Genomic DNA, 12,678 nt, shown 5'->3' with positions numbered 1-12,678 from the left:
TGACATCCGTCAGACGGTCAGCGGAGCGGGTCGAAGGGGCGCAGTTCGGGCGGCACCTCGCCGGTCAGGACGGTGCGCGCGACCAGCTGGCCGGTCACCGGCCCGAGCACCATCCCCCACATCCCGTGGCCGCCGGCGACGACGACGCGGGGCGACGCGGTCGGGCCGAGCAGCGGCAGCCCGTCGGCGGTGACCGGGCGGGAGCCCACCCACTCGTCCTGGCGGTCGTCGAGGTCGACGCCGGTCAGGAAGGGGCGGACGGCGTCGACGATCGCCGTGATGCGGCGGGGGTCGAGCGGGTCGCCCGGGCGGCGGAACTCCATCATCCCGGCGACGCGCAGCCGGTCGCCGAGCGGTGTGCACGCGACGCGCTCCTCCGGGAAGTACAGCGGGCCGCCGGGCATGCGCTCGACCGGCACGCTGAAGCTGTAGCCCCGCCCGGCCTCCACGAGGCGGCGGACGCCGAACTGCCGTGCCAGCGCGCCCAGCCGGGCGCCGGTCGCCAGGACGACGACGTCGTGCCGGTGCTCGCCGGCGGTGGTCGTGACGACGACGTCGTCCCCGGTCGCGCGGACACCGGTGACGTCCGCGCCCTCGACGACGGTGCCGCCGCGGGCCCGGACGGCGTCCGCGAGCGACCCGACGAACTCCGGCGGGTTCAGGTAGCGCTGCCCCCAGATCCGCAGGGCCGCACCGGCCTCGGAGGTCAGCAGCGGCTCCATCGCCCGGGCCTCGGCGCCCATGACGACGCGGTAGCGCAGGCCGCGTTGCCCGGCGTCCTCGACGTGCCGGAGCTCGGTGAGCAGCCCCTCGCGCGCCCGCTCCGACCGGTAGACGGCGAGGAACGGTTCGCTGCGGGTGGTCGGCGCGGACACCCCGCCGGCGGCCAGGGTGTCGAACGCGTCGAGCGCGCGCTCGGTGAGCGGCACGAAGGCGCGCATGCCGGTGCGCCACCGCGCGGGCGTGCTGTTGCGGGCGAAGGCGGCCAGGAAGCGGAGCAGACCGGCGTCGGCCCGCAACGGCAGGTACACCGGCGAGCTCGGGTCGAGGACGGCCTTGAGCCCGTACCGGAGGACGGCGGGCTCGGGCAGGGGCGCGACCAGGCCCGGCGTGAGCCAGCCGGCGTTGCCCCACGACGCCCCCGCCGCGACGGTGTCCCGTTCGTGGACCGTGACGCGCGCCCCGCCCTCCTGCAGGAACCACGCGGTGGCCAGGCCCACCATCCCGGCCCCGACGACGGCGACGTCGCGGGGTGCTCCGGGAGCCATGTCAGCGGGCGGCGGCGGTGCAGGCCACGCAGGTGCCGGCGAACGGGCGCAGCTCGAGCCGCTCCTCCGGGATCTCGGCCTGGCAGCCGGTGCACCGGCCGTAGGTGCCGGCCTCGATGCGGGCGAGGGCGGCGTCGATCTGCTCGACGGTGGTCTTCAGGTCCGCGGCGCGGCGCTGGGCGACCGGGTCCGGGACGGACTGGGCGCACTCGGCGAGCGCCTCCTCCCGCTGGCGGACGCAGTCGGCGCGCTGCTCGTCGAGCAGGGCGCGGAACCGGTCGTGCGAGCCGGCGGGGGTGGTCGGGCTGGAGAGGCTGGCGGACATGCTGAACTCCTTCGGGCAACACGGGAAGACGCGGTCACCGGTGGTGGCGCGTCAGGACGGGCGGTTGCGACTCCGGCGGGGAGTCAGGAGAACTGCGGCGGGGCCCTGTCCTGGCTGCGGCGGAGGACGTCGAGTCCTCGCAGGCCGCGCGCTCGCCGGTTCATCGCCAGGGCGAGCAGCATCCCGCCGGTCAGGGCGGGTACCTCGGCGCGGGTGCCGGGCGGGGAGCCTGCATCTCGGAACGCGTACGCGTCCATCGCCGACCACCCCCTCCTCAGGCCCGGCGCCGTTGCCGGAACTCAGCACCTTAGACCAGAACCCGCTCCGCTACCCGGCCCTTTCGGGTGAGCGCGCGGCGGTTTCCTCCCGCGGTTGGGGTACGGGGCACCCGCCGGGGAACGTGCCCAGATCGGCGAGCCGGTACCCGTCCGGGTAGCTGCGGATCTGCGGCAGCTGGCGGGCGAAGTACGGCTCCTTCCGCGGTGGGAGGCAGCGGACCGCCCGCCCCCGGGCAGCGAGGCCGCCCCGCACCAGGGCGCGCACCACCCGGTTCGGGCGCGGGAGCCGGAAGGCGTCGAGCAGCGGGTCGTCCATGACGGCCAGCGAGATCCGCCGGACCACGGGCCGCGGGAGCGTGGCGTTCGGCGGGAAGGTGGCGAGCAGGGCCAGGGTCGCCTCGGCGACGTCGCGGGCGCCGGGATCGAAGGCGAAGTGCTCGCGCTCGTAGCGGTCCAGCAGGCGGGCGAACCCCTGCCAGGTCTCGGGCACGTCGCGGATCCCCATGCGGCGGCCCAGGTCGCGGTAGTAGTTGGCGCTGGCGATCCGCTCGGTCTCGGTGAGCCCCCGCCAGCCGTAGGCCTCGATCCACCGGACCGGCATGACGACGAAGGTGGCGAGCACGTAGCGGAGGTCGTCGTTGGGGATGCCGTGCGCGCGGTGCATCTGGTTCATCCGCCGGATCGCGGTGCGGCCTTCTTCGCTGGCCGAGCCGTGCTCGAGGACGGCGTCCAGGATCAGGACCGTGTCGTCGTAGCGCTTCTGGGTGCGCTCGGTGAACTCGCCGGTGCGGGCCAGCAGCCCGCCGATGCTCGGGACGGCATAGGTGCGGAACAGCGCGAAGCTCAGGGACTGGTTCATGTCCCACGGGAACTCGTAGGTGCCCATGAGCCGGTAGATCTCGGCGAAGTCCGTGCGCGGGTCGAGCGCCTCGATGCGCCGGCGGATCGCGAACCGTCGTCCCATGCCGCCGGAGCATGCTCCGTCGAGCGGCCTCCGACTAGTCCGTGAGGTCGCGGACGATCGCGTCGGCGAGCAGGCGGCCGCGGTCGGTGAGGACGGCCCGGCCCGCCTCGTGCGCGGCCGGGTCCAGCAGCCCGCGCGCCACCGAGTCGGCGGCGCGGAGCCGGCCGACGTCGGACAGCAGCTGCAGCGGAAGCCCCTCCCGCAGGCGCAGGCCGAGCATGACCGTCTCCAGCGCGCGGTCGGCGTCGTCGAGCAGCTCGGTGTCCTGCACCGGGGAGCCGCCGGCCGCCAGCCGGTCCGCGTAGGTCGCCGGGTGCTTCACGTTCCACCAGCGGAGGCCGCCCACGTGGCTGTGCGCGCCGGGACCCACGCCCCACCAGTTGGCGTTGGCCCAGTACAGCTCGTTGTGCCGGCAGCGGGCGGCGTCGGACGTCGCCCAGTTCGACACCTCGTACCAGTCGAAGCCCGCCGACCGGAGCGTCGCGTCGGCCTGCTCGTAGCGGTCGGCCAGGACGTCGTCGTCGGGCATCGGCAGCTCGCCGCGCGAGATCCGGCGGGCCAGCCGGGTGCCCTCCTCGACGATGAGCGCGTACGCGCTGACGTGGTCGACCGGCCCGGAGAGGACCGCGTCCAGGGAGGCGGCCCAGTCGGCGTCGGTCTCCCCCGGCGTGCCGTAGATGAGGTCCAGGTTGACGTGCTGGAAGCCGGCGGCGCGCGCCTCGTGCGCGGCCTCCACCGCACGGCCGGGGGTGTGCCGCCGGTCAAGGACGGCGAGCACGTGCTCGGCGGCCGACTGCATGCCGAGGCTCACCCGCGTGAAGCCTGCCTCGCGCAGCCTGGCGAAGTAGGCCGTGCTCACCGTCTCCGGGTTGGCCTCGGTCGTGACCTCCACGTCGTCGGCGACCGGGAAGAGCCGGTGGACCTCGGCCAGGACGGCGGCGAGGTCGTCGGCGGGGAGCAGCGTCGGGGTGCCGCCGCCGACGAAGACCGTGGAGACGGTCGGCAGCTCGGGGCCGAGGGTCTCGGCGGCCCGGCGGAGCTCAGCGATCGCCGTCCCGGCGTACTCGGCGCGGTTGGCGCCGGGGCCGAGCTCGTCGGAGGTGTAGGTGTTGAAGTCGCAGTAGCCGCAGCGGGTCGCGCAGAACGGCACGTGCACGTAGAGCCCGAACGGCGTGCGGGCGAGACCCTCGCGAGCGCTGTCGGGGAGCTCGAACGACCGCGGCGGGGTTTCGAGCAGGGGCAGGACGGTGTTCATCTGCTCCCAGTGTGCCGCGCCGGCGCCGCTGACCGGCAGGATGCGGCTGTGACGTCCGATCGAGTGGTGCAGGTCGAGGTGGCGCGCGGCGTCGCGACGCTGACGCTGGACTCCCCCGCCAACCGCAACGCCCTCTCCCGCGCGATGCGCGCCCAGCTGCGCGAGGCGCTGACCGGCGCGCTGGCCGACGACGCGGTGCGCGTGGTCGTGCTCGACCACACCGGCCGCGTCTTCTGCTCCGGCATGGACCTGTCCGAGGCGGCCGGAGGCAGCTCCGACGACCAGGGCGTCCGCGAGTTCCCCGAGCTGCTCGAGCTGGTGTGGTCCTCGCCCAAGCCGGTGGTCGCCGTGGTGCGCGGGCCGGCACGGGCCGGCGGTGTGGGGCTGGCTGCTGCCTGCGACGTCGTCGTCGCCGGGGACTCGGCGACCTTCGCGTTCTCCGAGGTGCGGCTCGGGCTGGTGCCCGCGGTGATCTCCGCGGTCGTGCTGCCGCGGATGGTGCCGCACGTGGCCCACCGGCTGATGCTCACCGGGCAGGTCTTCGACGCGTCCGTCGCCGAGGCCGGCGGCCTGGTCGACGTCACCGTGCCCGACGCCGACGTCGACGGCGAGCTGCGCGCGCAGCTGGTGCACCTGACCGCCGGCTCGCCCAGCGCCCTGGCCGAGACCAAGCGGCTGCTGCGGGCGCGGCAGGGCACCCTGGCGTTCGACGACCTGCTCGACCTCTCGGCGCGGTTCTTCGCCGGCGAGGAGGGCCAGGAGGGCATCGCCGCCTTCCGCGAGAAGCGCCCCGCCCGTTGGGTCCCGGCGGACTGAGACCACCCGCTCCTGGAGTCCAACTCGCGCTGCTCGACCTCTGCAGCACTCCAGGAGCGCGCGGAACGCTCCAGGAGCGCGTCGTCACCGCAGACGTCGGGTGTTGTCCGGCAGCCGCACGGTCACGCCCTGCGCGTCCAGCCACCCGGCCAGGGGGACGGCGACCCGGCGGCTGGTGCCCCACGCCTGCCGTGCCTCGCTGAGCGTGAACGGTTGCGCGATGGCCTGCAGGCGCCGTCGGGCCTCGTCCACGATGCCCGGCGCCAGGTAGACGCCCTCGGCGATCCGGAGCAGCTGCCCGCTCCGGACGGCGGCGGCCAGTTCCCGCGTCCCCAGCCCCGCGGCGGCCAGGTCGGGCGCCTCCGGCGCGGCGAACGGGTCGTCGGCGAGGCGCCGGCGGACGCCGTCGACCGCCGCCTGCACCTCCGGCGGCAGGTCCGCCGAGCCGTCGACCACGCGCCCGTCGCGCAAGGCCAGCGGCGGTCGGACGATCGCAGCCACGAGGTCGGCGTCCGGCAGCTCCAGCGCCTGGCGCACCACCGCCACCGGCGGGCCCGGCTCCAGGGGCCGCAGCTTCCGGTAGCGGGCGACGACGTCGGGCAGCCGGGCAGCGAGGTCGTCGGCCAGCCCGGCCGCCAGCAGCCACGGGCCGTGGACCGTCGCACCCGGCGGGACGGGCCACCCCATGGCGGCGAAGTCGTCGGCCCGGACCATCCGGCGGCGCGCCAGGTCGGCGGCCGCACCCTCCGCACCGCCCGGCTGGGCGGCGAGCTCGGCCGCGCGCTGCCGGGCCGCACCGCGGCGCCGCAGGTCGGGCGGGTCGACGTCCCGGACGTCGGCCCCGAGCACCCGGCGCGTGCCGGGATCGCGCAGCAGCACCCGGTCCCCCACCCGCAGCGGCAGGGCGGTGGCCAGCCGCAGGCGCAGGGCCGGCCCGTCCAGCGGGCGCAGGCGGGCACCGACCGTCGCGGACCCGATGTGGAGCACCGGCTCGGCGGGCAGCCGGTCCCCCGCCTCGCCGGTCAGCGTCACGTCGACGACGTCGGTCAGCCGGAACGCGCCAGGGGTGAGCAGTGCGTCGCCGCGGGAGAGCTCCTCCACCGCCACCCCGCGCAGGTTGAGTGCGACCCGCGCCGTGGCCGCGGCCCGCTCGACCGGCGCTCCGAGCGACTGCACGCGGCGGACGACGACCTCGCGGTCCCCGAGCAGGAACCTGTCGCCGGCGGTCACGCTGCCGGCTGCCAGCGTCCCGGTCACGACGGTGCCGGCGCCCTTGATGGTGAAGGCGCGGTCGATCCACAGCCGCACGGCCGCGGCGGGGTCGGCCGGCGGCAGGCCCGAGAGGAGGTCCTCCAGGGCCGCGCCGAGCTCGACGACACCCACCCCGGTCAGGGCGCTCATGGCGACGGCCGGCACCTCCCCCATGGAGGTGCCCGCGAGCCGCTCCCGGACGTCGGCCACAACGGGCTCGGGGTCGGCGAGGTCGCACTTCGTGACGGCGAGGAGCGCGTGCCGCACCCCGAGCGCGTCCAGCACCGCCACGTGCTCGGCGGTCTGCGCGGACCAGCCGTCGTCGGCGGCCACGACAAGCAGCGCGGCCGGCACGGAGCCCACCCCGGCGAGCATGTTGCCGACGAACTTCTCGTGCCCCGGCACGTCGACGACCGCCACCCGGCGGCCCGAGCGCAGCGTCGTCCAGGCGAAACCCAGGTCGATCGTCAGTCCGCGCCGCCGCTCCTCGGCCCAGCGGTCGGGCTCCATCCCGGTCAGGGCGCGGACCAGCGCGGACTTCCCGTGGTCGACGTGCCCGGCCGTCGCGACGACGTCCATGTGGTTGACGTCCGGCCGGCTGACCTCCGTCATCGCGCGGCGACCGCCATCACGGCCGCGGCCAGGTCGTCGTCCGCCGACGGCAGCAGGCTGCGCAGGTCCAGCAGCGTGCGGTCGTCCTCGACGTAGCCGACCACCGGCGGCGTGCCCAGCCGCAGCCGGTCCGCGAAGGACGCGGGGAGGGAGACGGCGACGCTGGGCAGCGGGTGCTCCGGCGCCCCTCCCCCGCCGACCCGCGCCTCGGTGTCCACCACGACGGCGTCGATGCCGGCCCTGGTGAACCGCGTGGCGAGGGCGACGGCGCGGGCCCGCAGGCCGTCGACGTCCGCGGCCAGCATCTCCTGCACCGGCGGGAGCGGGCCCCGGAGCGTCGCCTCGAGGGCGGCGAGCGTCGTCTTGTCGACCCGGAGCGCCCGGTAGAGGGAGTGCCGGCGCAGCCGCTGCACGAGCTCCGCCCGGCCGAGCACCAACCCGGCCTGCGGCCCACCGAGCAGCTTGTCGCCACTGGCCAGCACGAGGTCGGCGCCGGCGGCCAGCGTGCTCTGCAGGTCGGGCTCGTCGGGCAGCAGCGGGTGCGGGCGCAGCAGCCCCGACCCGATGTCGGCGACCAGGGGGACGTCCTCCAGCGCCGCGGCGAGCTCGGCCACCTCGACCTGCCGGGTGAAGCCCCGGACGACGAAGTTCGAAGGGTGCACCTTGAGGACGGCGCCGGTCTCGGGGCCCAGGGCGCCGCGGTAGTCGGCGAGCGTGACGCGGTTCGTCGTCCCGACCTCGCGGAGGCGGGCGCCGGTGGAGGTCAGCAGCTCCGGGATCCGGAAGCCGTCGCCGATCTCGACCAGCTCCCCGCGGGCGAGGACCAGCTCCCGGCCCTGGCCGAGCGCGGTGGCGACCAGTGCGAGCGCGGCGGCGCAGTTGTTCACCACGATCGCCGCCTCGGCGGCGGGCACCGCCGCCAGCAGCGCCGCGATCGCGGCCTCGCCCCGAGGACCGCGGCGTCCGGTGGCCAGGTCGAGCTCGACGTCGGTGGTGCCGGCGGCCGCGGTGATGGCCTCCACCGCGGCCGGCGAGAGCGGGGAGCGGCCGAGGTTGGTGTGCACGAGGACACCGGTCGCGTTGAGCACCGGCCGCAGGCTGCTCGCCGTCCCGGGGAGTGAGGCCAGGACCGCTTCGACCGCCTCCGGTGGCGCGACCTCGCCCTCCCGGATCCGCTGCTGGACCCGCTGGACGGCTCCCTTGACCAGCCCGCGACCGAGCCGCTCGCCGGCCGCGGCGAGCCGCGGGTCGGCGAGCAGGACGTCGGTGCGGGGCACCTGCCTGCGGATGTCGGCGCTCATCGTTCCCGCAGCGTAGGTGGGCAACAGGTCTGGCGGAGGCGGACGGGAATCGAACCCGCCTGACCGAGCTGCTCGGCCACGTCGGCTTTAGAGGCCGCGGGGGTCACCAGACACCCTGACGCCTCCGCCCGGCAGCCTACGTCGGCCGGGGTCACCGGGAACTGTCGGTGGCCGGTGCCAGCATCCGCGGCGTGAACCGAACCGAGTCCCGCTCCCCCGTGACGCTGCCGCCGGTCACCCTCACCCCCGAGCAGGCGGCGGCCGTCGCCGTGGCGCTGGCCGCCCAGCCCGAGGGCCCCTACGCCGCCGAGGGGCGGGCCGCGCTCGAGAAGGTGCTCGACGTCCTGGAGCCCGATCCGGTGCGGCGCGCCGAGCTGCTGGCCACCAGCGCCGAGGCCCGCCGTTCGGCGGCGGTCCGCGCGGTCCTGGAGCAGGCGGTGTCTCGGCACCGCGTGCTCGTCCTCGAGTACCGCGACAGCCGCGGTTCGACGACCCGGCGCGAGGTCGAGCCGCAGCTGCTGGCCCGCAGCGGCAGGCACTGGTTCCTGGTGGCGTGGTGCCGGGAGCGGGAGGCGGTGCGCTGGTTCCGGGAGGACCGCATCGAGGGCGTCGAGATCACCGGGGAGTCGGCTCCCCGCCGCGAGCTCGCCGACCTCGGCACGCCCCCGGTCGACCGGCACCCGGCCGGCCGAGCCCTCGGGCGGGCCGGAGCGCCGGCGGGTCCGCCCCGGCTGGTGGTCCTGCCCGGCGGCCGCGCCTGACCGTCGACGGACCCGGACCGGCTCGCCCGGTCGTGTGACTTTTCCGGACGCCCCGTGTCCGTCGAGGCCTGGTCGACGAGCCTTTCCGTCGTGACCTCGCTCTCCGCCACGTGCGCGCTGCCCACGCCGGGGACGTGCACGGTCTGGCACCCGACGAGGCGGTCGAGGTGACCGACTGGCTGGCCCTCGTGACGGTCTGGGCTGCCTCGGCAGTCACAGGTCTCGCGGTGATCGCGGGAGTCACGATCAGCAGTTGGGCGCGCCGACGGTCCGACGGCCGCCTGACGCGAGAGCGGCTGCCGGCTGGTCCCGTCGATGCCGTGCCGACGCCGCGTGAGCAACCGGTGGGAGAGCAGTCCCCGCGGACTGCACCACCCCTGCCCCCGCCGCCGCCACCTGCACCGCCGCCGGCCACTGCCGCGCAGGCCACCCCGCCGAGGTCCGTCGGCAACGCTGAGCTGCGACAGTGGGCGCGGGACTCGGGGCTGCGCATCGCTGATCGAGGACCCATTCCCCGTCATGTCCGGGAGGCATGGGCGCGGGCTCACCAGTGATCACGTCGTAGCGCGCCCACGGCTACCGTCGGACGCGTGACCACCGCACCGGCCCGCGTCCGGCTCACCCAGTACGCCCACGGCGGCGGCTGCGCCTGCAAGATCCCGCCCGGCGAGCTGGAGTCCGTCGTCGCCGGCCTGACCGGTACCGGTCCCGGGTCGCCGAATGCCGAGCTGGTGGTGGGTCTGGACGACGGCGACGACGCCGCCGTGGTCCGCATCACCGGTGGCCAGGGGCTGGTGCTCACCACCGACTTCTTCACCCCCGTGGTCGACGACGCGTACACGTTCGGCCGCATCGCGGCGGCCAACGCCCTCTCCGACGTGTACGCCATGGGCGGCACCCCCGTCGTCGCCGTCAACCTGCTCGGCTGGCCGCGGGACGTGCTGCCCGCGGAGCTCGCCGCCGAGGTGCTGCGCGGCGGGCTGGAGGTGGCGCAGGAAGCCGGCTGCCACGTCGGCGGCGGGCACTCCATCGACGACCCCGAACCCAAGTACGGCATGGCGGTCACCGGGCTGGTCGACGTCGACCGGCTGATCCGCAACGACGCGGCCGTGGCCGGGACGGCGCTCTCGCTGACCAAGCCGCTCGGCGTCGGCGTCCTCAACAGCCGCATGAAGGCCACCGGCGAGGTCTCGGAGGAGGCGGTCGCCTCGATGACCGCGCTCAACCGGGACGCCGGCCGGGCCGCTGTCGCCGCGGGAATCCGTGCGGGCACCGACGTCACCGGGTTCGGCCTGCTGGGGCACCTCTACAAGATGGCGCGGGCCAGCGGCGTGACCGCCGTCGTCGACGCCGCCGCCGTCCCCTACCTGGCCGGGGCACGCGAGGCCCTGGCCGACGGGTTCGTCTCCGGCGGTACCCGGCGGAACCTCGACTGGGTGCGAGCGCACACCGACCTCTCGGCGGTGCCTGAGGAGGAGGCGCTGCTGCTGGCCGACGCGCAGACGTCCGGCGGGCTGCTGCTCGGTGGTGAGGTCCCGGGTGCCCCGGTGATCGGCGAGTTCGTGCCCCGGCAGGAGCACGTGGTCGTCATCCGCTGAGGCATCAGCGGCGCGCGGTCACCACCCAGGCGGCGGCGCCGAGCAGTACGCCGTCGCGGCCGGCGCGCTCGGCGAGCCGCGCTCGCAACTCCGCGAGCACCCGCTCCCCGGTCGGCTCGTCGAGGCCGCCGAGCATGGCCCGGACCGGTCCCAGGGAGCTGACGTAGGCGTAGGCGTCGTCCGCGTCGGCACCCAGCAGCACCGGCTCCCGCACGTCGGCCAGGTCGACGTCCCCGAACCCGGCCGCCGTCAGGATGCGCCTGACGGCGTCGGGGTCGGCGAGCGCGAACGGCCCCGGTGCACCCGGCGGCGGCCGGGGCAGGTCCCGCCCCGCGGCCAGCGTCTCGACCAGCAGCCGCAGCCACTCGTTGCAGGAGAACTCCTGCCACACCACCACGGCCAGCCGGCCCCCCGGCCGCAGCGCCGACCCGATGTTCGTGAAGGCCGCGACGGGGTCGGCGAAGAACATGACGCCGAACCGGCTGATCACCACGTCGCGGCCGGCCGGCTCGAACGGGTGCACCTGAGCGTCGCCCTGGACGAAGTCGACGTTGCGCAGGCCGGCCGCCTCGGTGCGCCGGCGGGCCTCCGCGAGCAGGGGTGCCGACAGGTCGAGGCCGGTGGCCTGGCCGTCGGCCGCCAGTCGCGCCGCCGCCCGGGTCGAGACCCCGGCGCCGCAGCCGACGTCGAGGACGCGGTCCGAGGTGCCGATCGCGGCGGCCTGGAAGAGCCACGGGTCGTACCGGGCGCTGGCCGCCTCGTAGCGGTCGGCGTTGCTCACCCAGTCCTGCGCGTCGTCCCCGTTCCAGGCGCGGAACTGCTGCGCGTTCGCCTCGTCGACCACCGGCGCGGGCTGCGACATGCGAACGATGGTCCCGGACGGCTCCCCCGCCGCCCAGGGGCTCGTGCACGGGTCCGCGTCGCCGCTGGTGGGCGCCTCGGTTAGCGTCCGACCATGCTCGCCGCCTTCGTCTCGACCCCCGCCCCGAAGGACCCGCTCTCCGTCCTGGAGGTGGGCGAGCGGCCGGAGCCGGAGGCACCCGACGGCTGGACGACCATCCAGGTCAAGGCCGCCTCGCTCAACCACCACGACCTGTTCAGCCTGCGCGGGGTGGGTCTGCCGGCCGAGAAGATGCCGATGATCCTGGGCTGCGACGCCGCCGGCATCGACGAGGACGGCAACGAGGTCGTCGTCCACGCGGTCATCTCCAGCCCCGACTGGCGCGGCGACGAGACGCTGGACCCCAAGCGCTCGCTGCTCTCCGAGGTCCACCAGGGCACGCTGGCCGAGCGGGTCGCCGTCCCGAGGCGGAACCTGCTGCCCAAGCCGGCCGACCTGTCCTTCGCCGAGGCCGCCTGCCTCCCCACCGCCTGGCTCACCGCGTACCGGATGCTGTTCGTGCGGTCCGGCCTGCGGCCGGGTCAGACGGTCCTCGTCCAGGGCGCCAGCGGCGGCGTGGCGACGGCGCTCATCGTGCTGGGGCGCGCCGCGGGCTACCGGATCTGGGTCACCGGCCGCAGCGAGGAGAAGCGCGCCGCCGCCCTGGCGCTGGGCGCCGACCAGGCGTTCGAGTCCGGCGCCCGCCTCCCCGAGCGGGTGGACGGCGTGATGGAGACCGTCGGCGAGGCCACCTGGTCGCACAGCGTCAAGGCGCTCAAGCCCGGCGGGGTCATCGTCACCTCCGGTGCCACCACCGGCTTCAACCCCGGCGCCGAGCTCAACCGCATCTACTTCACCCAGCTGTCGGTCATCGGCTCGACGATGGGCACCAAGGCCGAGCTCGAGTCGCTGATCCAGCTGTGCAGCGTCACCGGCATCCGCCCCGAGATCGACGTCGAGCTGCCGCTCAGCCAGGCCCGCGAGGGGTTCGAGCGGATGCTCGAGGGCCGCACCGCCGGGAAGATCGTCTTCACGCTCTGTAGCCCGGAGGGGACGCCGTGATCGCTCGCATGTGGCGCGGCTGGGTCCGCACGGAGGACCGCGACGTCTACGTCTCCTACGTGGAGGAGACCGGGATGGCCCACTACCGCCGGACGCCGGGCAACCGCGGCGCGCACCTGCTCACCCGCGACCTCGACGGCGGCCGGACCGAGATCGTGACGCTGAGCTTCTGGGACTCCCTCGACGTCGTCTCCGGGTTCGCCGGCGAGGACGTCTCCCGCGCCGTCTTCTACCCGGAGGACGACCGGTACCTCGTCGAGCGCGAGGTCACCGTGACGCACTTCGAGGTGGCCGAGCCCGGCTGACC

General features: G+C 75.5%; 13 protein-coding genes and 1 tRNA gene. 5 read left to right on the top strand and 9 right to left on the bottom strand.

Going from position 1 to position 12,678, the window contains the following annotated elements; genetic code table 11:
* Window positions 1-17 precede the first annotated feature (17 nt).
* From ACI78T_RS11430 to hemW, 5 genes are all read right to left on the bottom strand, one after another.
* Window positions 18-1,268, bottom strand: a complete 1,251-nt coding sequence (locus ACI78T_RS11430) for an NAD(P)/FAD-dependent oxidoreductase (RefSeq protein WP_456558213.1) — start codon at window positions 1,266-1,268, stop codon at window positions 18-20.
* Window position 1,269: 1 nt separating this feature from the next.
* Window positions 1,270-1,593 (bottom strand): TraR/DksA family transcriptional regulator, encoded by a 324-nt coding sequence (locus ACI78T_RS11425; RefSeq protein ID WP_456558212.1) that lies wholly within the window; start codon window positions 1,591-1,593, stop codon window positions 1,270-1,272.
* Between the two features lie 83 nt (window positions 1,594-1,676).
* Window positions 1,677-1,850 (bottom strand): hypothetical protein, encoded by a 174-nt coding sequence (locus ACI78T_RS11420; protein ID WP_456558211.1) that lies wholly within the window; start codon window positions 1,848-1,850, stop codon window positions 1,677-1,679.
* 70 nt (window positions 1,851-1,920) lie between these two features.
* Window positions 1,921-2,835, bottom strand: a complete 915-nt coding sequence (locus ACI78T_RS11415; RefSeq protein WP_456558210.1) for an oxygenase MpaB family protein — start codon at window positions 2,833-2,835, stop codon at window positions 1,921-1,923.
* A 34-nt stretch (window positions 2,836-2,869) separates the two neighbouring features.
* Entirely contained in the window at window positions 2,870-4,090 is a 1,221-nt protein-coding gene (hemW, locus tag ACI78T_RS11410; RefSeq protein WP_456558209.1) for a radical SAM family heme chaperone HemW, read from the bottom strand.
* A 48-nt stretch (window positions 4,091-4,138) separates the two neighbouring features.
* Here hemW and ACI78T_RS11405 point away from each other — a divergent pair, with 48 nt between their 5' ends.
* Entirely contained in the window at window positions 4,139-4,906 is a 768-nt protein-coding gene (locus ACI78T_RS11405; protein WP_456558208.1) for an enoyl-CoA hydratase-related protein, read from the top strand.
* 84 nt (window positions 4,907-4,990) lie between these two features.
* Here ACI78T_RS11405 and selB read toward each other — a convergent pair whose 3' ends face one another.
* The 3 genes from selB to ACI78T_RS11390 all read right to left on the bottom strand — a co-directional run bounded on the left by selB (window position 4,991) and on the right by ACI78T_RS11390 (window position 8,196).
* Window positions 4,991-6,769: a selenocysteine-specific translation elongation factor gene (gene selB, locus ACI78T_RS11400; RefSeq protein ID WP_456558207.1), complete on the bottom strand. Its 1,779-nt coding sequence runs from the start codon at window positions 6,767-6,769 to the stop codon at window positions 4,991-4,993.
* Complete coding sequence (selA, locus tag ACI78T_RS11395; protein WP_456558206.1) at window positions 6,766-8,070, bottom strand: L-seryl-tRNA(Sec) selenium transferase; 1,305 nt, start codon at window positions 8,068-8,070, stop codon at window positions 6,766-6,768. The genes selB and selA overlap by 4 nt, the downstream gene beginning before the upstream one ends.
* A gap of 30 nt (window positions 8,071-8,100) precedes the next feature.
* Window positions 8,101-8,196, bottom strand: a tRNA-OTHER gene (locus ACI78T_RS11390).
* Window positions 8,197-8,261: 65 nt separating this feature from the next.
* On the opposite strand from ACI78T_RS11390, the gene ACI78T_RS11385 reads away from it, so the two are divergent.
* Window positions 8,262-8,831, top strand: coding sequence for a helix-turn-helix transcriptional regulator (locus ACI78T_RS11385; protein ID WP_456558205.1), 570 nt, complete (start codon window positions 8,262-8,264; stop codon window positions 8,829-8,831).
* A gap of 590 nt (window positions 8,832-9,421) precedes the next feature.
* Window positions 9,422-10,429 carry a selenide, water dikinase SelD gene (gene selD / locus ACI78T_RS11380; protein ID WP_456558204.1) on the top strand — a complete coding sequence of 336 codons (1,008 nt, stop codon included), beginning with the start codon at window positions 9,422-9,424 and terminating at the stop codon, window positions 10,427-10,429.
* Between the two features lie 4 nt (window positions 10,430-10,433).
* Here selD and ACI78T_RS11375 read toward each other — a convergent pair whose 3' ends face one another.
* Complete coding sequence (locus ACI78T_RS11375; RefSeq protein WP_456558203.1) at window positions 10,434-11,291, bottom strand: class I SAM-dependent methyltransferase; 858 nt, start codon at window positions 11,289-11,291, stop codon at window positions 10,434-10,436.
* 93 nt (window positions 11,292-11,384) lie between these two features.
* Here ACI78T_RS11375 and ACI78T_RS11370 point away from each other — a divergent pair, with 93 nt between their 5' ends.
* Complete coding sequence (locus ACI78T_RS11370; RefSeq protein WP_456558202.1) at window positions 11,385-12,371, top strand: zinc-binding dehydrogenase; 987 nt, start codon at window positions 11,385-11,387, stop codon at window positions 12,369-12,371.
* The gene (locus ACI78T_RS11365; RefSeq protein ID WP_456558201.1) at window positions 12,368-12,676 is read left to right on the top strand and encodes a hypothetical protein; all 309 of its coding nucleotides are present in this window, start codon (window positions 12,368-12,370) and stop codon (window positions 12,674-12,676) included. The genes ACI78T_RS11370 and ACI78T_RS11365 overlap by 4 nt, the downstream gene beginning before the upstream one ends.
* The last annotated feature ends 2 nt before the right edge of the window (window positions 12,677-12,678 follow it).

It is taken from the genome of Blastococcus sp. SYSU D00922, from assembly GCF_054050495.1.
This window is presented reverse-complemented; position numbering and strand designations above follow the sequence as displayed.